This window comes from Vibrio mytili (assembly GCF_049563345.1).
GTDB classification, from domain to species: Bacteria; Pseudomonadota; Gammaproteobacteria; order Enterobacterales; family Vibrionaceae; genus Vibrio; species Vibrio mytili.
On sequence record NZ_CP110482.1, the window covers coordinates 1,150,387 to 1,172,533 of the forward strand.

Here is a 22,147-nt window from a genome sequence, read left to right on the forward strand (position 1 = left end):
GCTGCGGACTCTGTTCCTAGTCTTCTCTTTGTGGGAAACGCTGTTCATAGAGATCCATAAAGTCCTGACGAATCAAATGCTCTAAGTGATTCGCTTTGTCGGTTGGACAAAATATCATCACATGAACATTTTGCTCTCCCGTTGGGTTACTGGAAATGTGAATGTGCGGCTCAGCGCCTGGTAAGTCCACACCAGCATGCTTTTCAATCATGGCGTTATATCGATGAGCTACCTCACTGAAGTAACTGCAATGCTCTTCAATCTTGTCAGTTAAAGCGGGGAAAAGCGGATATAAGTTGACGAAGTCTTTCACGACGATAGAGAAGTTATGATAGACGTAACGCTTCATAAAATTGAGGTTCTTCACCGGGTACGTAAAAAACATGCTATTTGGAAGCGTGGCGGTTTTACCTGTGTAGTGATACTGGCCATGATAAAGGTCAATTTCTTGGATCACTGTTGCCATCATGTTGTGCTCAATCACTTCACCGCATAACGTTCCAACCTCGATCCAATCACCAACCCTAAATGAACGTGAACTCGCCCTTTGAATAGAGCCAGTAAAACATAAAATGATCTCCTTTGAGGCGACAACGATCGCGACAGCAATAGCGGTCACACTCAATGCAAATTCACTGATTTCAGACTGCCACAAGATAAACAGAATAAGCAAAGTAAGCGTAAAAGTGCCATTTTTGGTACGAGACATCCAACTACGTTGCTTTTCAGAAAGTAGAGTGTCTTCACCACGAATCATCGACAATGCCACACGACGAATAAGCAACATTGCTACTAATATTAAAAGAGAAAACAACGTTTTGTGTGAAAGAAGAAAATCGATAACCTGCTGAACTTTCTCCATTTAAGGACTCCATAAAAAGCTTTTTCAGAATAGGCAACCATAACAGATAATTTTTCAACTTAAAGCTATGTCGGTAGAAGAGCGAAACAAAAAAAAGGATTCAGTGCTAATAAAAGCCCTGAATCCTTTTTCTTTAACTCACTCGAATGAAAAAACGTCTGAAGATCAATCCTCTCGAAAAGCGCGATTCATACTGTCTGTGATAGGTTTAATCAAATAGCTTAAAGGCGTTCTTGGCTCCGAGAGAATCAGCACTTCTGCATTCATCCCAGAGGTCAAGCGATACTTCGTCACATCATCTTCAGAGATGGCGACACGTGCTAGGTAATAATCTTCTCGTTCGGGCTCTGATAACTTATCAGCTGATACAGTCAAAACGGTACCATCTAAAGGAGCCACATTTCTCGCGTTTAGAGCGGTGAGGCGAATATGAGCTTGCTGGCCAGGATTAATTAAGTCGATATCACGAGGGTTTACTCTCGCTTCTACTAGCAACTGATCGTTTTGAGGAACTAACTCCAGCAAGGTATCGCCAGATCCAACCACGCCTCTTTCAGTAAATACTTGCATATTCACCACTCGTCCGCTAATCGGTGCTTTAATCGACGTTCTTGCGGCTACATCTTGCGCGGAGCGGTATTCCTCACGAATGCTGACGATCTCAGTTTGAGTATCTCTCAACGCTTCCACTATTTCATTAATGCGCTGAAGTCTTAACTCTTCGATTTTCGCTTGGTTTTCATCTAACCTCTTACTCACAGTAAGCGATTGGCGGTCTAACTGACTCAAGGTACTTCTGACTTCAGCAGCAAGACGCTTAAACTGCAACAACGTTGATTTACCCGAAAAACCTTTCTGCACTAATGCCTGATTGCTTGCGATCTCTTCTCTAATTAATTGCAGCCTTTCTCTTTCAATAACTTTTGTCTTCTGTAGGTTTTCTAGCTCTAGGTTTGCGCCTGAAATACTTTGTTTTATGATCCCAAGTTGGCTTTCATAGTAACGTTGTCTAGCTTGAAATATTTTATTTTGTACTAATTGCGCTTGGCGAACGACTTCAACGCGAGGAATCGCCGTCAAATCATCAGACCAAACAATAGAAGGCAGTTCATCTAGTTCCGCGCTAAGGCGATTTTCCTTCGCTAAAGTATGAATATACTTCCCACTTAACGCATCGAGTCTCGCCATCGATTGATCTTTAGACAATTGGATAAGTAATTGTCCTTTTTCAACTAGGTCGCCTTCTTGAACGTATAATTTGTCGACGATGCCACCCTCTAGATGTTGGATTTCCTGTCGCTTAGTGAGGACGGACAGATCACCATAGGCAATAGCTGCACTTTCTAGTTTTGCAGTCGCAGCCCAAAAGCCAACACCACCGATAAACACGCTCATCGCTACGACGACAAGCAAAATAGGCTGTAGAAATTTCAGCTGAGCTTGGGGGCTATAACGATAAACACGTCCATTGGATGAATCATTAACTGTTGGCAGTTGATTGCTCATTTGTCACTCTCGGAATGTCAGTTTTATCTTTACCCATCATACGTTTAAGCACTTCTTCGCGTGGGCCATATAATTTGACTTTGCCATCGGCCAAGTACAATAAGCGATCCATTTGTCTGAGCGTACTCGCACTATGAGCAATCACAATAATCGTTGTACCTTGTTGCTTTAAGTGTGCAATTAAACGTTGGAATGCTGCTTCTCCGTCACCATCGAGGTTGGCATTGGCTTCATCGAATATCACCACTGGTGGATCACCGTAAACAGCACGAGCAAGTGCAATTCTTTGTCGCTCTCCCCCAGACAGTCCACGGCCATGTTCACCAATAACAAAGTCATACCCTTTGTTCTTACTCAGTATTAACTCATGACATCCAGCCAACTTCGCCGCAGCAATAACCTTTGCCGGATCCTCATCTTTAAAACGCGATATATTTTCCCTGATAGTCCCAGGAAACAACTCCACTTCTTGTGCTAGATAGCCAAAGTGATCACCACGATCTTCAGTCGCCCAAGTCGAGACTTCCATACCATCTAGCGTCACCTTTCCGGCTAAAGGCCTTATGTTTCCTAACAGGAGTCGAGCAAGAGTAGATTTACCAGTACCTGACGCGCCGATAAGCCCAACAGAGACACCTGCGGGAATGGAGAGAGTTACTGATGAAATGACTGGTTCGGATGCACCGAAATGTCGGTACGCAAGCCCCGTGAGTTCATAATTCCCTTTAGGTGTTGGCAATGGCATGTCCGACTCGTCTTGTCGCACTATTGCCTCAATATCCTTTAAACGTTGGTATGAATTTCGAGCCGACATCGCACCGCGCCATGTACCAATAGCCTGCTCCATTGGAGAAAGCGCTCGACTCATAAGGATGGAACTAGCAATCATCGCACCAGCAGTAATTTCATGCTGAATAACCAACCAAGCACCACCACCAAGTAAGGCAACTTGCAATGTACTGCGAACAAATTTGGAGAAATTGCTGATATAAATCGTTTTTCCAGCCACCGTCTCTTCTAAAGTATTTATTTTATTTGCACGAAGCTGCCATCTTTCCAAAAAAGCATTCATCATCCCCATGGCCAAGATGGAATTCGAATTTTGTGTCGCAAGTTCTGCTTCGTTTATTTGAGAAAGTGCTTTAACTTCACTCTCCTGAATTGCTTTTCGTGCCATAAACTCATTGAGCATGCCTAATCCAAACAGCACGATCGAACCCAACAACGCGATATGGCCTAAAACAGGATGTAACAGATAAACAAAGAGAATAAATAGAGGTGTCCAGGGAGCGTCTAATAAAGGATAAGGTGCTTGACTGCTTAAAAAACCTTTTATCGTTTGAATATCCCTCAGTACTTGAGAAGTAAAACTTTTCCCCGTATGCACTTGGTACTGGATACTACGCTTAAGCATAAAAGTAGAAAGCTTGGTATCCATCCAATAGCCAAACGACTTACTCACTTTAGCACGTGCAATATCAACGAGGGACATAGTAAATAGTGCGGCAATAACTATAACGGTCAACAACACCAAGGTGTCCACCGAATAAGAAGAGAGAACTCGATTGTACACTTGCAGCATGTACAGAGGGATAGAGAGAACCAATAGGTTAATAAAAAAACTAAAGCAAACTAGCAGGCCAATAAGCGTCCATAGTTTTTGTCGAACTTCTTTAAAAACTTCTTTTTGCACGACAACTTCCGTCCAATAGAAACTATAGCAGGGTGACAGAAGATTTCTCCTTTCACCCTGCTGCGTTTTTAGATTACAAACAAATCTGCACCGTAAGTATCGATGTCTGTTTCGGTAATCCCTTTTAATTTGACTACGAGATCTGCGCCATCAGTAAATACCGCGTTACCCGCTGCATCATAGCTAAAGCTCAAATCAGAAAAGTCATTCACTGTACTACTACTAATGCGAATAACATCTTCACCTATAGTAAAGTCAGCGACTGTTGCTGTACCGTGACCACCAAATAGGTCAGTGAAGATGAATAGATCGGTATCCGCTCCGCCAACTAAAAAGTTATCACCTGACCCAGCAACTAAAACGTCACCGCCGGTGCCACCATTGAGGATATTATCACCGCTTAGACCGAGAAGAATATCTTCACCAGAACCACCCTTGAGGATATCGTTACCTTCGCCGCCTCGTAAGATGTCATTACCAGCACCGCCAATTAACTTGTCGTCACCCTCGCCGCCAATTAAGATATCGTTACCACCACCGCCAACGATCTTATCATCACCATCTAGGCCGATGAACATTTCATTGTCGCCACTAAAATTGCTGAGATCATCGCTTTCATTTGAACCAACAATTACGTTATCAATATCGTCATACAAGCTCATTCTTCACACTCCCTTTTATTATTGAATAGACTTTTGTTTCTCGTCTTGCTTCAACTGGAACCAGACACTTGAAGTCTAATAGCCAGATAGATAAGTGTGAGTTTGAATATGGGATGATATTTACAAACTAATATAGTTAAAATGAAATTTTATCTGGTACTTTATCTCTCAATCTTCTTACATAACAGCATCTTAATTCTAGTACTAGAGATTACGTTTTGCCCAACTCGTGGCTTGCGTCCTATTTTTAACCTCTAGTTTTCTAAAGATATTATACAAATGTGACTTTATCGTATGCTCACTAATAAACAATGAGTCAGCAATTTCCATATTAGAGCCACCATCCTTGAGCATTTTCAAAACTTGTATCTCACGTCGCGTCAGCTCCACCTCTATCGCAGGCTCTACGACACTGTCGTACTCCTTTCCCCGATAATAGGTGATCAGCTTGTCGAGCAACTTTCTAGAAAGCCAGTTATCACCTTCTACTATCGCACTTAAGCCCTGGCATAATTTCTCTAAAGAATCCTTTGGACCGAATATACCTTTAACATATGGCCAAGAAGCGAGCTCTTCAGTATCGAGTTCATACCCTAGGTTAAGCATGATTGTCCCTAAAACTTTATTACCATCTTTCAAGTAATCTAAAGTTTCAGATGGGATATCTACGGCAAAATCTACTAATAGAAAATACCGTTCAGGAATTGCTTCATGACACGTCGGATTTCGAACATCAATAATGGTTATTCTCGTTCCTGTATATTGACAAAGCATTTCCTTAAAGTTTTCACTCTGCAAACTCTGTTGAGTTAGCATGAGGATTTCAGGCTTTTCCTTGTACTGATCCATGTGGTTTTCTCATACTTCAATTACGTTACATCTTAGATTACTAATAAACGACTAGTACTATTTCTGTAGCTAATCACTAGGTTGTCAGAGTAAATTCATTTGAGAAACATTTACAATACAAATGTATTAAAAGTGGGACAATAAAAACAAGTTCTCAAGTTTGAGACAAAATCGCACTAATAAATCATTATTGAATACAAGGATTTATAGAAATGACCAAATCGCCCTAAATTTTTGAGTGATTGTTTGGGATTTTGAGAGAAGACCCACTAAATACCGAAGGTATTGGTAGCTTAAAACCATAATTCCAGTGAATACTCTCGGTAAAAATGAGAGAGTGAAAAAGGTCATCCAATAAACCATCCTTATTGAAACAATAAAGATCCATTATATTAACTTTTTCACTACAAATAAGCGTCGTAGAACTACTTATATAATTGAGGGAGTTTCAGAAAAATTTTCTTCAGCCCAAATCAAAGCCTGAACCCGATTTTTTACATCAATTTTCTTAAAGATGTTATGTAAATGGGTTTTAACCGTATTTTCACTGACAAACAGCTGCTCAGCGATTTGTTGATTAGACGCCCCTCTCGAAAGGAAGGTAATAATTTGTTGCTCTCTTTTAGTCAAGATGGCAGGTGTGTTCTTATTCATCGGTTTGCTGTGACGACGAAGATGGGTGATATATTGCTGAGAGAACTTTCTGCTAAACCACATATCTCCCTCCAACACTTTCTCGATACCGACTTGAAGCGTTTTAATATCATCAGAAGTATAAAAGATACCCGCTAAGGAACCCCAAACAAATAACTGATCGGTAGATATGGTTTTCTCGCAATTTATAAGAATTTCAAGCGTGCTCTTAAGCTCACCTGTTTTAAATTCCATATAGCGAGTGAAAACCTCATCACTTACAACACTATAATCTAAAATAATGGCCGAAACTGATTGATATTCAACTGATTGATCTGCCAATGAACAGCTAGAAAGGCACTCTGGAGTGATCAGAAAAACATTAATACCGAGCTTTGTCTCCAATACATCTTTCAACAAAGACGACTGCAGGCTTCCCTCTGTAATTAAAATGATCTCTTTCTTATCTTGTTGCGCCATCCGTTGTGCATTCCTTTAGTAGTTTCGATTTAACTACGCAATAGATTTAGTTATAGAGCTAGTATTGTCAAGTATGAAAATAACTAGCACTATTTCTCAACTTACTGAAATGGCTTGTTTTTTTAGAGTGTAGGTATGACAAGTATTAAAAAAGGGAGTAAGCCTCCCTTTTTACCTAACCAGGCATATGTCTCAATAAACTATCGCTTCTTTAGGTAACCCAACAAACTCTACCTTCGAAAAAGCGTCGACCTTCTGAGCATCTTATTAAGCAGATTAGTCTCTAGTTCATGTTACAATAATTATAAAAATCAGTAGATTAGTGAATCGGCACTGCGTTTTTCTGATTAAACTTACCAAAATATTGCTCTAGAACTTCCGGAGTCAATTTACCTTCGGCTTCTAGTTTTTTCAGCTCTGCTGCGATTTCCTTTTGCTCTTCCAGAGAAGGAAGCTTCACTTCTTCTTCCTGCCCTACTTCCTGAGAAATCTGCTCTAGCTCTTTTTCGAAGTCGTTCATAATACTTACCTAAGTTGAGTCATTAAACTTGTTACTCTGTTTATTCTAACCAACTCTATAGCTTGAAGCTACCTACCATCTCATCAAGACGCGCTGAGAGTTGCTGAAGATCGTGGCTTGCAGAAGCCAACTCTTCCGCCGTCGCGGTTGTCATCTCATTGATCGCATTGATTTCTTCAATATTCTGATTGATGGCGTGGACAACCGTAGATTGCTCTTCAGTTGCAGTTGCTACTTGTGTATTCCGATCAGAAATATCCGCAATTCGCTCAGAGATATTCACCAACACAGAAACGGCTTCGTCGGTAGAAGCAACCCCTTCAAACGTCACGGCTTTACCCGCTTCCATAGCATTCACAGCATCTTGAGCATCACTTTGTAGTTGGTTGATCATTTTCTGAATTTCTTCAGTGGAATCGGCCGTTCGCGATGCCAAATTTCGCACTTCATCGGCGACAACAGCAAAACCACGCCCTTGCTCCCCTGCTCGAGCCGCCTCTATAGCAGCATTTAGGGCAAGTAAATTCGTCTGGTCTGAAATGTCGCGAATAACCCCCAGGATCGAACCTATATCTTTGGTTGTAGAAGCCAACTGAGTCACAACAACATTGGTCGTTTCAACGTCTACCGCAAGTCGACTGATCACATCTTTCGCTTTTATTACGACTTGATGACCAGTTTGAGTGTTATCAGAAGCGGTATTAGCGGTGTCTGCGGCTGTCGCAGCATTCGACGCAATCTCACTGATCGTTGCCCCCATTTGGTTTATGGCAGTAACGACTTGAAGCGTCTGGTCGCGCTGCTCTTGACTGTTGTTGTGGGTCGATGTCGCTTTACTCGATACACTCGATGCAGACTGGCTCAAAGCGCCACTGGTTAAAGCGACTTCTTTCATCGTGGTATGGATTTTTTCAATAAAACCGTTAAAACCTTTCGACAATTGCGCCATTTCGTCATTACCATGTATGACAATACGCTGAGCCAAATCTCCATCTCCTTGACCTAAATCTGTGAAGCGATTTGCAATCTCTCGAATAGGTTTGGTAATACTGTTGGCGAGTACGATACCCATCAGAATAAATATCACTGCTACCACCACTGTGGTGACGAGTATTTTCTGTCCCGTTGCATTTAAATCCGCGAAGACTTCATCAACCGGAACAACGCCAATAACGAACCAGTTCATCGAGGGTACGTACAAGCTGGATACAAAATTTTCTCGGCCTTCAAACTCCACCTCAATCAAGTTAAAGCTATTTTTATTCAATAAGTTGTTTGCATCATTTCCAAATAGCTGAACGACAGAAGTTTGATTTTTTTGCTTGTCACGATGAATTTGAATCTCGCCTTTATCATTTGTCAGAAATACGTAACCCGTTTTTTCAATTTTGAAACCATTCAGCAAAGACACCATATCGCTCATTGATTTCGATAAACCCGACATGGAAATGCCATTGGTGTCCTGGAAATTGGCGAACATTTTTACGTCGCCATTCGCTTCTTGGAATACACTGACCGAGTTTTCATTCCCGGCAGACGTGAAATCAAAAAACCATGCATCTTGTGTGCGATTCAGTTGACGCAAGAAACCATTCTGATTCCAGTAGTATCCTGTGTGTCGATTTGCAACCGAGGCGTCATTCAAATCGTACTGAGCTTTTACATTGTTCAACTCACGGACAAGTTGTTCCTCACTTGACGAGTCATTGATCGAATCAGAGAGTGCCTCAACAACGAACTCATTCATTGCTAATTGTTTCGCAGCTCTCTGCATTTGAACGACTTCACGGTCTATTTCAGTATTAATCTGTTGCAACATAGAAGGCAGCTCGATATCAATCAGTCGATGGTTTAATACTGCTCTCGCTTGATACTGAGCCATAACTCCAACCACAATGGTTGAAGCGAGTACGGCAAAAGTAATACCGAGTACAACTTTTTGTTTAATACTAAGAGAGTGAAGTTTCAGCATGTTTGGGCCTTTTAAATGATTCATCATTCATGTGTCATATCAGTCACAGGCAAACTCATTCGCGAGAAATATGCATCTGTGCAGAATGTATATCGACCACACTTAGAAAAACTCGAGTCATTTCTCACTATTTTATGAAAAATATATGTAACACACTATAATTTAAGCGATTTCCGCCTTATACATTGCTTGCCATTCCGTATGACGCCATATAAATTCTTAACATTCTTCGGAACTTTTTACGGGTTGGGAATGACCAATATTCACAATGAAAATGATATGGATACTGAGAGTCCAAACATGCATAAAACTAACTTCGATACTCTCCAGCGCTATTTAGAGTCTCAAATCATTGGCCAACAAGAGCTGGTAAAACAGTTATTGATCGCGCTCCTTGCCGATGGGCATATTTTGGTTGAAGGGCCTCCGGGGTTAGCCAAGACCCGTGCGGTAAAATCACTCTCGGACTGTGTTGAAGGCGACTTTCATCGCATTCAATTTACTCCAGATCTGTTACCTGCAGACTTAACGGGTACAGATATCTTCAGACCAGAAACAGGTGAGTTTACTTTTCAGTCCGGTCCTATATTTAATTCACTCATCCTTGCCGATGAAATCAACCGTGCACCAGCGAAAGTACAAGCGGCCATGTTAGAAGCCATGGCAGAAAAGCAAGTCACGGCTGGCCGTAAGACATATATGCTGCCCGATCTGTTTTTGGTCATGGCCACGCAGAACCCAATTGAGCAAGAAGGTACCTATCCACTGCCTGAGGCTCAGTTAGACCGATTTTTATTACACTTAGAAGTGGCATACCCGGATACGGAACATGAACTGGCTATATTAAGAATTAATCGTGGTGAAGCGAAAGGTGAAGCGAACCTCGAACGCCCTAGTATCAGCCAGCAAGATATTTTCACTGCACGGGCTGAAGTCCTTAACATTCATATGGCCGAGACAATTGAGCAATACATTGTTCGACTCGTTATGGCTACGAGACAAGCCACAGAATACGATCTTGAATTAGATAAATGGTTGGCTATGGGCGTCAGTCCACGCGCGACTATCGCCTTAGATCGTTGTGCTAGAGCTCATGCTTGGTTAGCAGGACGTGATTTTGTTTCACCTGAAGATGTGCAAGCAATGGCTTACCCTGTGTTACGCCACCGATTGTTGCTAAGTTACCATGCGCAAGCGGAAGGTATCACCGCGAATCAAGTTATCGATAAGCTGTTAAACCTTGTTGGTAGTGCATGAAGCAGGTGAGTCATATGTCGGCAACACATTCATTGCCACCTCATGCTAATGGGGTGACATTAACGCTTGAAGAACTGCTGCATTATCGGACCCAGTCTGTACGTTGGATGCCACCTGCTCAAAGCATTTGGTCACAGATGAGCGGCAGCCATATCAGTCGACAAAAAGGTCGAGGCATGGACTTTATGGAAGTCCGACAATATCAACCTGGTGATGATATTCGCAGCATCGACTGGCGTGTCACCGCGCGCACGGGGAAAGCACATACAAAGCTGTTCTCAGAAGATAAAGAACAAGCCGTAATCTTATACATAGACCTGAGCTCGAGCCTCTATTTCGGTTCTAAATATGTCTTAAAATCAGTGCAGTTAGCCCACTTCGCGAGTGTACTGATTTGGCTCACTTTAGCGAAGAAAGATAGAATCGGAGCGATCATCGACAATGGGCATCAATGTCTGGAGTTCCGCCCAGCCTCTCTACAAAAGCAAGGGCTAAGAATTTTGCATGCCATTCTCGACATCCACAACCGTCAACTCGACCTAAAAGAGCAAAATACGCTTCGTACCTCATCTTATGCCAATGCTATCGAAATCTTGCATACGCTAACCCCAAAAGGTAGCGAAGTCATAATGCTGAGTGACTTTGCTCACATCACGGATATCGAACTTGCCCAGCTTAGTCGGTTAAAACAACACAATAGTGTGCGTGTCGTGCAGTTTTATGACCCATTAGAGCGAGGTGAAACCGACTTCAGAGGCCAAGCTAAAGCCTCAGATGGCCGTCGAACGCAATGGTTTGACTTTGCATCTAAAGGGCAACGCAAAGAGTTGGAATCACATTTTACCCAGCACCAAGAGTCCATCAAAAAACAATGCCACAGGATGGCGATTCCATTTAGTAGCTTGTGTAGTGGTTCGCCTCTCGTCCAACAATTGAGTTAAATAACCAGATAAGTGAGTGATAAAATGAGCACCTTAACTCCAAATCACTAATCAAACGTAAATTAAGCAGTAATAACAATGACAACAAATACCCAAAGCCTAGACCTTGAACCTTTAATGTTACCGAATGCGCCTGATTGGTTCCCACTTGCTTGGGGATGGTGGGCATTACTGACTGGTATTATTTTCATCCTTTTGAGTGTATGTGTTTATTACAAGTGGCGTAAAAAGCGCTTACGAGCAAAAAAAACCGCATTAAGACTTTTAACTACATCAACGAATACTCCTTCCTCCGCTTTAGAAATTCTTCGTCAAGCAGCGCTAAGCTACTTCCCGCGTGAAGTGATAGCCCCTTTGACAGGAACGGCATGGTATGAGTTTCTTGATAAGCAAACCGATGAAAATCGCTTTGTCGATAAACAACAACAGTGGCAAGCCGCCTTATATCAAAAATCCGATCAAGAACAACATCAATCCTTAGTTGATGATTGCACATTCTGGATCAACCACGCTTTGCCACCGAAGAAAAAGGCGAGAAAACGTGAATGAGCAAACCTTCGTGACAATACTGAATCAGTGGCTACACATTGAGTTAGTATGGTGGTGGGCACTTGCATTGCTTCCTCTGCCCGTAGTGCTTTACAAACTGTTGCCAGAAGAGAAACAACAAGCGGATATACAACTGGCTTATCTGCCGAATAGTCAACAGCATAACAGACCTAACCAATGGCTAAGAAAAGTGCTGTCGGCTTGCATATGGGGACTGTTAGTTATCGCTTGTGCTCGCCCTGTCTGGTATGGCGATCCTGTCGAGTTTCAGCCCAAGTATCGTGACCTCATGTTAGTGGTTGACCTCTCCGGTTCAATGCAAAAAGAAGACATGAACTTAGACGATGAATATATCGATCGTCTGACTGCAGTGAAAAAGGTACTCACTGACTTCACTGCTAAGCGGAAGGGCGATCGTTTAGGACTCGTTCTCTTCGGTGATCATGCCTATTTACAAACCCCACTTACCGCAGATCGTCAGACCGTTATTCAACAAATTAATCAGACCGTTATCGGTTTAGTTGGCCAACGCACTGCCATAGGCGACGGTATTGGTTTGGCAACCAAGACATTTGTCGATAGCGACGCGCCTCAGCGAGTGATTATTTTACTCAGTGATGGCAGCAATACTGCGGGTGTTCTCGATCCTATTGAAGCCGCCGAAATCGCCAAAAAGTATAACGCAACCATCTACACCGTGGGTGTAGGCGCAGGTGAAATGAGGGTGAAAGAGTTCTTCATGACGCGCAAAGTCAATACCGCAGCAGATCTTGATGAGAAAACACTCACTCAAATTGCAACGATGACAGGCGGTCAGTATTTTCGAGCAAGGGACACAGCTGAGCTAGAGAAAATATACGACACCATCAATCAACTGGAACCTGTATCTACCGACACACAAACTTGGCGACCACAACAAGAGTGGTTCCCATACCCACTAGGTGCAGCATTGTTCCTTTCGGTGTGGTTATTCCTACTAAGGAGAAAGCATGGCTGAGTTTATTTTCCTTCATCCTTATTGGTTAATTGGGCTAATCGCTATCCCTGTGGTGCTCAAGTTCAATCAAAAACTGACCGCAAGTCAATCCTCGCTTATCGCTCCTCATTTGGCGAAAGTACTTGGGCACTCCAGTCAATCAAAGCACTACTTGAGTATTTGGGGATTCAGTTGGGCAATAGCATGCATCGCACTTGCCGGTCCTAGTTGGCAATCCAATACTCGGCCAAGTTTCGAGCTCAGCCAAAATCGTATCTTGGTGTTGGATATGTCACGATCTATGTATGCCACGGATATTAAGCCGAATCGATTGGCACAAACCCGTTACAAGGCCCTTGATTTACTTCCACACTGGAAGGAAGGCTCAACAGGTTTAGTTGCCTATGCAGGTGACGCTTATAGCTTAAGTCCACTTACGAAAGATTCAAATACGCTGGCAGGCATTATCGAAAACCTATCACCAGATTTGATGCCTTTCCAGGGAGCAAATTTACCCGCAGCCATTGATTTGGCATTGAGTCAATTTACGCAAGCTGGTGTTAATCAAGGTGACATCATTGTTCTCGCTGATGATCTCGATGACTCTGAACTTTCAGCGTCATTGGCATCATTACAAGGAACAAACGTTCGTGTATCTGTTCTCGCTGTTGGCACGGCGGACGGCGCTCCTATCGCCTTACCTGACGGCGTTTTACTAAAAAACCACCAAGGTACAACAGTGGTAGCGAAAACACATTTGAAAAACCTACAAACACTAACCAAACAGTCTGGTGGCATCTTTGTTCCTATTCAGTACAACAACCGGGACATTGAGAACATTGCAGCTTTTACCAACAAAGCAGGTCAAAATCTCGCAGCGAAACAAAATGACAACATGAAAGCCGATACACGTATAAACGGGGGTTTTTGGCTGTTGCCACTCGTGCTGTTGCCCGCAGCCTTATTGTTTCGCCGAGGTTTGATATGGATGTTTGCTATGACTCTCTTACCAATGACCTGGACGCCTGACGCTCAAGCGAGTCCGTTTCTCAATCCAGATCAGCAAGGTGCTCAACTCTTCATGCAAGGAGAGTATGAGCAAGCCCAAAAGCAGTTTACTGACCCCAACTGGAAAGGTGCAGCCAGTTATGAAGCAGGGGATTATGAAGCGGCCATTGCTGCATTTTCTGGAAACTCATTAATAGACGGACGATATAACCTTGCGAACGCACTGGCACAAAATGGTCAATTGCAAGAAGCGGCTGATTTATACAACACCTTACTGCAAGAAAAGCCTGATTTTGAGGCTGCTAGGAAAAATCTGTCGGTTGTAGAGGAGAAACTGAAGCAACAGCAGAAACAGCAGCAACAGCAGCAACAGCAGAAACAGCAGCAACAGCAGCAACAGCAGCAACAGCAGCAACAGCAACAGCAACAGCAACAGCAGCAGCAACAGCAACAGCAACAGCAACAGCAACAGCAACAGCAACAGCAACAGCAACAGCAACAGCAACAGCAACAGCAACAGCAACAGCAACAGCAACAGCAGCAACAGTCTCAAAACGACAATAACAAAGAGCAAGGACAGCAATCACAAAATCATCAAGTCAATGAAAATAAAGATAAAAAATCATCAGAAGAAGCAAGAAAACGCAAAGACTCAGATGATCAAAAGCGGGAGAAAGCCCACTCAATGCAAGCGCAACCAGATAACCCACATCAGGATGACCCTGAGTTCCGTCGCTTACAGGCGGTAGAAAGTGCGCGCGACCCAAGCTTTTTAATTCGAGCCCAAATGCAATTGCAAGCTCAACAAAAACAACGCCCACAACAACCTCAAAAGGAGTGGTAAGTCAGTGATAAAAAAAAGTACAACGCTGGTCATGATTTTTGTAGCTAGCCTTCTATCAAGTGCTTCATTACTTGCCCAAACCCTAGAGGCGAGTGTAAATAAAACTCAAGCCGTCAAAAATGAAGTCATTAACCTGAGAGTCAGCGCAGACACTGAGCTCAATTCTGACGCGCTCGATTTCACCCCATTGGAAGATGATTTCTTTTTAGGTCAACCAAGATACGGGCGTTCGAGCAATAATATTAACGGCCATACATCGGTACGTACCGAGTGGAGTATTTCCATCGCACCGATGAAAGAAGGCATTCTGACCATTCCTAGCTTTTCAGTTAACGGAATGCGTACCGAACCGATCAAATTAACGGTCTCGGCAAACCCATCCGAGCCCAACATCGACGATATGTTCAGCTTCAATATGAGTATCGATAGCCATACTCTTTACCCACAACAAGCCGCTAATTTGCGTATGGAGTTGCTGATTAAAGCGGATACCCGCCGCTTAGATAGCCCAAAAATCATCTCTCCTAGCGTCGTGGGTATGAAGTTAGAACCCATAACGAAACTGCAACAAAATCAAAAAGTCATTGATGGCCTGGAGGTCACTTCAATTGAACAGACGTTCCGTTTAACGGCTAAAGAACCGGGGGAATATACTCTCAACGGTCCAATGCTCACAGGCTCCTACATTTATGGAGACAGCTTAACGGGTTCAACTAAAGTCATCCCTATCAGCACCGAAGTTGAGAAAATGCCACTCACTGTGAAACCTATTCCAAAGGAGTTTAAGGGTAACTGGCTGCCTGCCTCCGCGTTATCAATGACACAAAGCTGGCAAGACGATCAAGGTAAAACCCTCTCCGTTAAGAACTTGAATACCGTCAAACAAGGCACGTCTATTACACGAACCATTCAGATTAAAGCTCGTGGAACCCAAGCTGAGTATTTACCACGTATTGACTTACGCTACCCACCTTCGTTGCGCGTATACCCTGAACAACCTCAATTTGACACTGCTCCAGATGGCACATTAATCATGACCGTCAAACAAGTGCTCATCCCGACTGAAGTCGGAGAAGTAAGCCTGCCGAGCTACACGCTCGATTGGTGGGACAGCAAACGTGACGTCGCGAAGCAAGCCGCGTTGGATGGCATGACACTGAAAGTTGAACCAAGCAATGCAGGCCTAATCACTTTGCCTGAAATAGCATCAGCGCCACCAGCAGCCCAAAATACCAAAGACATGCCCTCACCGAGTGGCGTTAACGAGTTATGGAAAACCTTAACGTTCGTCTTTGCTGGTTTGTGGATAGTAACCTTGGTGGTTACATTTTCAGTTTGGAAAAAGCGCCCAGCTACCACTCATCCGAACGCCAAGCTGGTTGAAACGGTTGGCGATGTCGATGCGTTAAAAAGCGTGATTAAAAGTGGGGACGAAGCCAAAATTGAACGTGCAATTAATGCGTATTTAAATCGTTATCAGCAGCAGCTCGATGCAAATGCTGTAGACGCCGTGAGGCAGGAGCTTAAAGTCATGAATCAAGCTCGCTTTAGCCCCAATCAACAACCTTGGGACGCCACTGTACTGCTCTCATGTGTCGCTAAACTAAAAAGAGCGAAGCCAGAATCTGACCAGCCTTTAGAAAAACTATAGAACAAAAAAAGCCCCTCGTTTAGAGGGGCAAAATTACCATCGCTTTCGCTTATAGTTATTAATTTATTCCTGTAAATATGGCCTTTAACCTTTTACCGGTAACTTCTACCATTAACCAAAATCACCATTGACATAACCTTGAGTGCGATCATCTTGAGGATTACTAAAGATCACTTGAGTGTCATTATGCTCAACCAGCTCACCCATCAAGAAAAATGCGGTTCGGTCAGAAATACGACGTGCTTGCTGCATGGAGTGAGTCACGATAACGATGGTGTAGTTTTTCTTTAACTCTTCCATCAGCTCTTCTATTTTATGTGTCGCGATAGGGTCTAGCGCTGAAGTTGGTTCATCCATCAGGATAACATCCGGCTCCATCGCAATCGTACGCGCAATACATAGACGCTGCTGCTGACCACCTGAAAGGCCAAAAGCGTGCGATTTTAGGCGATCTTTTACTTCATCCCATAAGGCAGCACCACGTAAAGAACGCTCTACCACTTCATCAATATGTTTTTTGTCTTTAATGCCTTGAGCGCGCAAGCCGTAAGCAACATTCTCGTAAATACTCATTGGGAATGGATTCGGCTTTTGGAAAACCATACCCACTTTGATTCGTAGGTCAGAAATATCGATGTTGCCGTAGATGTCTTCACCATCCATTGCTAACTTACCCGTAATCTTGACACCTTCGATCAGATCGTTCATACGGTTCAAGCAACGTAATAGCGTCGATTTTCCACAACCAGACGGACCAATAAGTGCCGTGACCTGGCGTACAGGAATAGGCAGGTTGATGGATTTTAATGCTTGGTTTTCGCCGTAATATAAGTCTAGGTTTTCAATATCAAATTTGTTCATTTTCTTAATCTCTTAAATCTTGAATTCGTGTCTTTTAACGTGCGTTCTTAATTTGTGTAGTTAGTAAGTCGCGGTGTTAAAACGTCGTGCAATCAGTTTCGTCACCGTGTTGATCAAAAGAACAACCACGATAAGAACGGTTGCGGTACCGTAAGCCTGATTCCATTCTTCAACGGTAAACAGTTCGGTAGTCAGTTTGTAAAGGTGAACCGTTAGCGTACGGCCAGAATCCAATAAAGAATCAGGGATGCGTGCAACCATACCTGCTGTCAGGAAAACCGGAGCAGACTCACCAATGACACGACCAATACTAAGAATGACCGAGGTTAAGATACCTGGCATTGCGCTCGGAAGAATCAAACGCCAGATAGTATAAATTTTAGAAGCACCGAGACCGTATGAACCCTCTCGGTAGGTTTGCGGTACTGCCATTAGCGCTTCTTCCGTAGTACGGATGATAACTGGCAGAATCAGAATACTTAGTGTCAGCGCACCCGATAGAATCGAGAAGCCAAGACCAAGAATTGCCACGAAGAAAGTCATACCAAACAAGCCAAAAATGATTGATGGAATACCGGCGAGTGATTCTGTACAGAATCGAATGACTTTCACTAAACGGCTGCCAACTTTGGCGTACTCCGTCAAATAAATAGCGGTCATGATTCCCAATGGCGCAGCCACAGCAATAGAAGCGATAACCATGTACACCGTTGAGACGATCATAGGGAAAATACCGTGCTCGTCCCCTGTACGAGTGTAATTATCAGTAATAAAATTCCAATCTACATGTTGTAGACCATTAGATAGGATGTACCAGATAATCCAGAACAAAAAACCTACCGTCAAGCCAGCCGCTATCCACACCAAAGCGTTGAAAACGTTATCCTTGAACTGGCGAGCTTGTTTTAATTTTGCGCGATCCATAATAGTCACCTTTAATGAGCGGTTACTTCGCTTTTTCTCGGTTTAGGTAAAGTAAGACAGCATTCAAGGACATGATGAATACCAACAGAACAACCCCTGTAGCATAGAGAGCGTTCGCGTGAATACCACTCGCATACGACATTTCTATCGCAATATTCGCGGTCAAGGTACGAGCGGAGTCGAGAATGCCTTCCGGCATCGCGGGCGCATTACCCATCACCATGATGATTGCCATGGTTTCACCCAGTGCTCGGCCGATACCCAAGATAACGCCAGTCATAATGCCTGAACGAGCCGCAGGAACGAGCAATTTAAAGATGGTATAAATTTTAGATGCGCCTAGCGCTAACGAGCCTTCTTTGTAAGCACGAGGCACTGCACGAATAGACGTTTCGGATACCGTGATTACGGTAGGAAGGATCATCACGCCTAATACAATAATCCCGGCCAGAATCGTATTACCCGCAGGGACATTAAAGATATTTTGTATAAGAGGAACAATAATAACCAAGCCAAAGAAGCCATAAACTACGGATGGAATCCCGGCAAGTAGCTCTACAGCAGGACGAATGACATCGGCCAAACGCTTTGGCGCGATTTCAGCGATAAAAATAGCGGTGAGCACTCCAACAGGCACCCCAACCATCACCGCCCCTGCGGTAGATACCACAGAGGCCACAATCATCGTGGCGACACCATAAAGAGCAGGAGGCAGCCAGTTTTGGCCTAAGACGATGCCCGAGACACCCGCTTCCTGGAAGGCTGGGATACTCTCTCGGACAATAAAGAAAGCAATGACTGCTAATGACACGATACCAATGACGGCACTAGTCAGAAACAAGCCGTGAAAGATGCGCTCTTTCCAGTCAACCCCTTTTTTTTCACGGAGTTTTGACTTGCTGATAGCTTTAGCGTCAGTATTCATAAGCTTTTCACTATTTGTTGCGATGGTCATAAATAAATCTCACGGTTCTGGGTGCTTACCAAGGAACACTATGGATAGAAAGGGCTCAGCCCCAAACAGTGGGCTGAGCAAATTTAACAGTGTCTGGAATCAGATTAGTGGATAGAGATGTAACCGTTTTGGTCAACAAGTTTTTGCGCATCTTCACTTAGCATCCAATCTAGGAATTTTTGTGTCGCTGCAGTTGGTTTACCTTCTTTGTAAAGCACTAGGAAAGGACGAGCAACCTTGTATGAACCGTTTTTCACATTCGCGACTGTTGCGTCAACGTTGTCAACCGCTAGAGCGTGAACCGTGTTATCTACTGTACCTAGAGAGATGTAACCAATAGAGTATGGGTTAGAAGCAACCATTGTTTTTAGCGCACCGTTGCCGTTTGCAACTTGAGCGCGTTGAGAAATCGCCGATACTTTCTTACCAGACACTTTCATTTTTAGCGACATGATGTCTTCGAATGCACCACGAGTACCAGAAGCTGTATCACGCGTGATAGCGACGATTGGCTTGTCTTCGCCACCCACTTCTTTCCAGTTAGAAACTTCACCCTTATAAATCGCAGTGACTTGCTCAGAAGTGAGTCCTTTAAGCTTGTTTTGTGGGTTAACAACTACAGCAATGCCGTCTCGAGCTATGACTTCTTCTTTAAGTGCTGGCTCTTTTTCTGATTCCTTCAGATTACGTGAAGACATACCGAGATCAGCAGAACCATTTTTTGCTGCCTTAACGCCCGCAGAAGAACCTGGACCTTGAACTTCAATGAATACATCCGGGTTCGACTTAGTGTAAGTTTCAGAGAAAACTTCCATCAGTGGAGTTACGCTGCTAGAACCTACAGCAGAGATTGTTTCTTTAGCAGAAACTGGAGTCACTGCCATTGCGCCTAGAAGTGCGATTGCACCGATAACTGTCTTTTTCATCACAATATCCTTAAAGTGGCTTTATTGCCGTTGTGTTTCACTTGAACGGTGCTCACTTTAGAACTCAAATGTGACAGTTGTGTTTCAGTTAGTTGAAGCCTCTATGACACATCATCTTATTCCGTTAAGGAACCAACCTTAAAATGGTGTCGTTTTCAACTGCGCCAGATCAACTTCTTATTAAATATGAATAATCATCATAATTTCTTTAATAAAGAAGCATTTAAATATTTGAGAAAAGCAATTAAAATCCGCATGAAATTACATAAAAATGACAATAAATTTACTTTTTTGAGGACCAATCATGCGTCAATTTCTCAGTGCGCTTTCTATTAAACAGCAGATATTTTTACCTGTTTTGTTTACTGTCGTATTACTCATCATCGGATTAAGTGTAGGAATGAATAAACTGGAACAAGCCTTTGATCGAGTTTCCGAGTCAACTCATCAACTTGTTGTTCATAAAGATGAACTCAGTTCCATTGTCGATAATACCTATGCGATGCGAATCAAAGCGATCTACAGCTTATTTAACGCTAAAGATGTACAGACACTCAATAAAACGCTTTCTGAACGCCAAGATGAAATTCGTACATTTTTAAATTCCATCGACAGCGTAGAAGGTGTCCAGCACGAAGTCGAGGCGATGCGCGATACAATGAATCACTACGTTGATTTTACGCGTATTACCATGACGCCGTTGCTGACCCAAAAGCACACCTCTAGCGCCCTCTCTGCTGACTTTACCCGTGAGTACGAAACGGCAATGGCAGAATATCGCATTGCGGGTGAAGCCATGACCACCGCCATTGATAACCTTTCTGAAAAGTTGAATAAAACGGTCATCAACGATGTAAAGAGAAGCGGACAAGAGCACGCCAGTACTCTGACTCAAAGCATCATATTAATCACCATTATATTGACCGCTGCCTCCATAATTAGCTGGATTCTGGCTAATTACATCGTCGCGCCAATCCGTCAATTGCAAAACACAATGCGAGAGGTAGCGCTTGGAAACTTATCAGTTAAAGCGGAAGACTCTGGGAAAAACGAAGTTTCTCAACTTGGTCACGATGTTAACCAAACCATCGAACAACTTCGCGGTACCGTTGGCTCATTGGTCCGTATCAGTGAAGATGTCGCCTCTGCTTCAACAGAACTGGCCACCGTAATGACCCAAAGCAGTGTCAACTCGGATCAGGAGAAACAAGAGGTAGAACAAGTCGCCTCAGCTGTGAATCAACTGGAATCCACCGCTTCTGAAGTATCAAGTAACGCCCAACAAGCCGACAGCGCTTCAAATCATGCGAAAGAACTCACCTCACAAAGTTTGAGCATGTTTGAGGAAAGTACTCGTGCGAGTACAAAAATGGCCGACCAACTGAATGATGCCGCACAGGTCGTGACCTCTCTAAAAGAGCAGTCTGAGCATATTGGGCGTGTGATCGAAGTAATAGAGGGCATCTCAGAGCAAACGAATCTCCTTGCATTGAATGCAGCAATAGAAGCAGCTCGCGCAGGAGAAAGTGGTCGCGGATTCGCGGTCGTAGCAGACGAAGTCCGAATGTTAGCGGCAAGAACGCAAGAGTCTACGAAAGAGATTCAAACCATCATAGAAGAACTTCAACAACAGTCAGGCCATGCCAACGAAAGTATGCACTCAAGTTTAGCCATGCTAGAAGACAATCAAACGATAGCAACGAAAGTCAGCCGCTGTTTGAACGACATCAGCGACGCCATTGCAGACCTAAACTCGATCAATGCGCAAGTTGCAACAGCATCAGAGGAGCAAAAACAAGTGACCTCCGATATCAACAGCAACTTGTCTAACATCTACTCACTGGTTAGTCAGAATGTAACGGGTATCACTCAATCAGCCGCCGCCGCTCAGGAATTGTCTGGTTTAGCCGAAAATCAAAAACAGCAACTGCAACAGTTTCAAATTTAAACTGCAAGTTTAAACCAATCGGCTAGTCCTAATCTTTTTAGGATGAGTCACTTGAAGGTTTCATAGATAAGTCACCGAAGTATCAACTTATCTCAGGATGGGACACACAACCAAAAAAGTCCGAGCATTT

At 43.4% G+C, this 22,147-nt stretch carries 19 protein-coding genes; 7 read left to right on the forward strand and 12 right to left on the reverse strand.

Annotated features, from left to right (window positions below; translation table 11 throughout):
* Positions 1-16: 16 nt before the first annotated feature.
* From ONE56_RS18700 to ONE56_RS18735, 8 genes are all read right to left on the reverse strand, one after another.
* Positions 17-862 (reverse strand): mechanosensitive ion channel family protein, encoded by an 846-nt coding sequence (locus tag ONE56_RS18700; RefSeq protein WP_041154092.1) that lies wholly within the window; start codon positions 860-862, stop codon positions 17-19.
* Positions 863-1,027: 165 nt separating this feature from the next.
* Positions 1,028-2,368 (reverse strand): HlyD family type I secretion periplasmic adaptor subunit, encoded by a 1,341-nt coding sequence (locus ONE56_RS18705; protein ID WP_041154093.1) that lies wholly within the window; start codon positions 2,366-2,368, stop codon positions 1,028-1,030.
* Complete coding sequence (locus ONE56_RS18710) at positions 2,343-4,061, reverse strand: type I secretion system permease/ATPase (protein ID WP_423840721.1); 1,719 nt, start codon at positions 4,059-4,061, stop codon at positions 2,343-2,345. The genes ONE56_RS18705 and ONE56_RS18710 overlap by 26 nt, the downstream gene beginning before the upstream one ends.
* Positions 4,062-4,129: 68 nt before the next feature.
* Entirely contained in the window at positions 4,130-4,723 is a 594-nt protein-coding gene (locus tag ONE56_RS18715) for a calcium-binding protein (RefSeq protein ID WP_041154095.1), read from the reverse strand.
* A gap of 204 nt (positions 4,724-4,927) precedes the next feature.
* On the reverse strand, positions 4,928-5,572 hold the full coding sequence (locus tag ONE56_RS18720) for a LuxR C-terminal-related transcriptional regulator (protein ID WP_331438272.1): 645 nt from the start codon (positions 5,570-5,572) through the stop codon (positions 4,928-4,930).
* Between the two features lie 429 nt (positions 5,573-6,001).
* Positions 6,002-6,685, reverse strand: a complete 684-nt coding sequence (locus ONE56_RS18725; RefSeq protein WP_041154691.1) for a LuxR C-terminal-related transcriptional regulator — start codon at positions 6,683-6,685, stop codon at positions 6,002-6,004.
* A 319-nt stretch (positions 6,686-7,004) separates the two neighbouring features.
* A complete protein-coding gene (locus ONE56_RS18730) occupies positions 7,005-7,205 on the reverse strand; it encodes a chromosome partitioning protein ParA (RefSeq protein WP_041154690.1) in 201 nt (66 codons plus the stop codon).
* 55 nt (positions 7,206-7,260) lie between these two features.
* A complete protein-coding gene (locus ONE56_RS18735) occupies positions 7,261-9,177 on the reverse strand; it encodes a methyl-accepting chemotaxis protein (protein ID WP_423841158.1) in 1,917 nt (638 codons plus the stop codon).
* Positions 9,178-9,477: 300 nt separating this feature from the next.
* Between ONE56_RS18735 and ONE56_RS18740 the strand changes: the two genes are divergently transcribed.
* From ONE56_RS18740 to ONE56_RS18765, 6 genes are all read left to right on the forward strand, one after another.
* On the forward strand, positions 9,478-10,434 hold the full coding sequence (locus ONE56_RS18740) for an AAA family ATPase (RefSeq protein WP_041154693.1): 957 nt from the start codon (positions 9,478-9,480) through the stop codon (positions 10,432-10,434).
* A gap of 14 nt (positions 10,435-10,448) precedes the next feature.
* On the forward strand, positions 10,449-11,375 hold the full coding sequence (locus ONE56_RS18745; RefSeq protein ID WP_331438274.1) for a DUF58 domain-containing protein: 927 nt from the start codon (positions 10,449-10,451) through the stop codon (positions 11,373-11,375).
* A 78-nt stretch (positions 11,376-11,453) separates the two neighbouring features.
* On the forward strand, positions 11,454-11,924 hold the full coding sequence (locus ONE56_RS18750; RefSeq protein WP_331438275.1) for a DUF4381 domain-containing protein: 471 nt from the start codon (positions 11,454-11,456) through the stop codon (positions 11,922-11,924).
* Positions 11,917-12,921 carry a vWA domain-containing protein gene (locus ONE56_RS18755; protein WP_423840722.1) on the forward strand — a complete coding sequence of 335 codons (1,005 nt, stop codon included), beginning with the start codon at positions 11,917-11,919 and terminating at the stop codon, positions 12,919-12,921. Before ONE56_RS18750 ends, ONE56_RS18755 begins: the two co-directional genes overlap by 8 nt.
* Positions 12,914-14,752 (forward strand): VWA domain-containing protein, encoded by a 1,839-nt coding sequence (locus ONE56_RS18760; protein WP_423840723.1) that lies wholly within the window; start codon positions 12,914-12,916, stop codon positions 14,750-14,752. The genes ONE56_RS18755 and ONE56_RS18760 overlap by 8 nt, the downstream gene beginning before the upstream one ends.
* A gap of 4 nt (positions 14,753-14,756) precedes the next feature.
* Complete coding sequence (locus tag ONE56_RS18765; RefSeq protein ID WP_041156374.1) at positions 14,757-16,403, forward strand: BatD family protein; 1,647 nt, start codon at positions 14,757-14,759, stop codon at positions 16,401-16,403.
* Between the two features lie 111 nt (positions 16,404-16,514).
* Here the strand turns inward: ONE56_RS18765 and pstB are convergent, their stop codons facing one another.
* The 4 genes from pstB to ONE56_RS18785 form a co-directional block, all read right to left on the reverse strand.
* Entirely contained in the window at positions 16,515-17,264 is a 750-nt protein-coding gene (pstB, locus tag ONE56_RS18770; RefSeq protein WP_041156373.1) for a phosphate ABC transporter ATP-binding protein PstB, read from the reverse strand.
* Between the two features lie 60 nt (positions 17,265-17,324).
* Positions 17,325-18,188, reverse strand: a complete 864-nt coding sequence (pstA, locus tag ONE56_RS18775) for a phosphate ABC transporter permease PstA (protein ID WP_331438276.1) — start codon at positions 18,186-18,188, stop codon at positions 17,325-17,327.
* Between the two features lie 22 nt (positions 18,189-18,210).
* The gene (pstC, locus tag ONE56_RS18780; RefSeq protein WP_041156372.1) at positions 18,211-19,143 is read right to left on the reverse strand and encodes a phosphate ABC transporter permease subunit PstC; all 933 of its coding nucleotides are present in this window, start codon (positions 19,141-19,143) and stop codon (positions 18,211-18,213) included.
* A gap of 104 nt (positions 19,144-19,247) precedes the next feature.
* Positions 19,248-20,069 carry a phosphate ABC transporter substrate-binding protein gene (locus tag ONE56_RS18785; RefSeq protein ID WP_423840724.1) on the reverse strand — a complete coding sequence of 274 codons (822 nt, stop codon included), beginning with the start codon at positions 20,067-20,069 and terminating at the stop codon, positions 19,248-19,250.
* Positions 20,070-20,373: 304 nt separating this feature from the next.
* Between ONE56_RS18785 and ONE56_RS18790 the strand changes: the two genes are divergently transcribed.
* A complete protein-coding gene (locus ONE56_RS18790) occupies positions 20,374-22,017 on the forward strand; it encodes a methyl-accepting chemotaxis protein (protein ID WP_423840725.1) in 1,644 nt (547 codons plus the stop codon).
* The last annotated feature ends 130 nt before the right edge of the window (positions 22,018-22,147 follow it).

Excerpts from the sequence above, each read along its gene's own strand:
- ONE56_RS18720 (WP_331438272.1), bottom strand. The coding sequence starts at position 5,572 with ATGGATCAGTACAAGGAAAAGCCTGAAATCCTCATGCTAACTCAACAG.
- ONE56_RS18745 (WP_331438274.1), top strand. The coding sequence starts at position 10,449 with ATGTCGGCAACACATTCATTGCCACCTCATGCTAATGGGGTGACATTA.
- ONE56_RS18740 (WP_041154693.1), top strand. The coding sequence starts at position 9,478 with ATGCATAAAACTAACTTCGATACTCTCCAGCGCTATTTAGAGTCTCAA.
- ONE56_RS18725 (WP_041154691.1), bottom strand. The coding sequence starts at position 6,685 with ATGGCGCAACAAGATAAGAAAGAGATCATTTTAATTACAGAGGGAAGC.
- pstC (WP_041156372.1), bottom strand. The coding sequence starts at position 19,143 with ATGACCATCGCAACAAATAGTGAAAAGCTTATGAATACTGACGCTAAA.
- ONE56_RS18760 (WP_423840723.1), top strand. The coding sequence starts at position 12,914 with ATGGCTGAGTTTATTTTCCTTCATCCTTATTGGTTAATTGGGCTAATC.
- ONE56_RS18790 (WP_423840725.1), top strand. The coding sequence starts at position 20,374 with ATGCGTCAATTTCTCAGTGCGCTTTCTATTAAACAGCAGATATTTTTA.
- ONE56_RS18730 (WP_041154690.1), bottom strand. The coding sequence starts at position 7,205 with ATGAACGACTTCGAAAAAGAGCTAGAGCAGATTTCTCAGGAAGTAGGG.
- ONE56_RS18785 (WP_423840724.1), bottom strand. The coding sequence starts at position 20,069 with ATGAAAAAGACAGTTATCGGTGCAATCGCACTTCTAGGCGCAATGGCA.
- ONE56_RS18700 (WP_041154092.1), bottom strand. The coding sequence starts at position 862 with ATGGAGAAAGTTCAGCAGGTTATCGATTTTCTTCTTTCACACAAAACG.
- pstB (WP_041156373.1), bottom strand. The coding sequence starts at position 17,264 with ATGAACAAATTTGATATTGAAAACCTAGACTTATATTACGGCGAAAAC.
- ONE56_RS18715 (WP_041154095.1), bottom strand. The coding sequence starts at position 4,723 with ATGAGCTTGTATGACGATATTGATAACGTAATTGTTGGTTCAAATGAA.
- pstA (WP_331438276.1), bottom strand. The coding sequence starts at position 18,188 with ATGGATCGCGCAAAATTAAAACAAGCTCGCCAGTTCAAGGATAACGTT.
- ONE56_RS18750 (WP_331438275.1), top strand. The coding sequence starts at position 11,454 with ATGACAACAAATACCCAAAGCCTAGACCTTGAACCTTTAATGTTACCG.
- ONE56_RS18705 (WP_041154093.1), bottom strand. The coding sequence starts at position 2,368 with ATGAGCAATCAACTGCCAACAGTTAATGATTCATCCAATGGACGTGTT.
- ONE56_RS18735 (WP_423841158.1), bottom strand. The coding sequence starts at position 9,177 with ATGCTGAAACTTCACTCTCTTAGTATTAAACAAAAAGTTGTACTCGGT.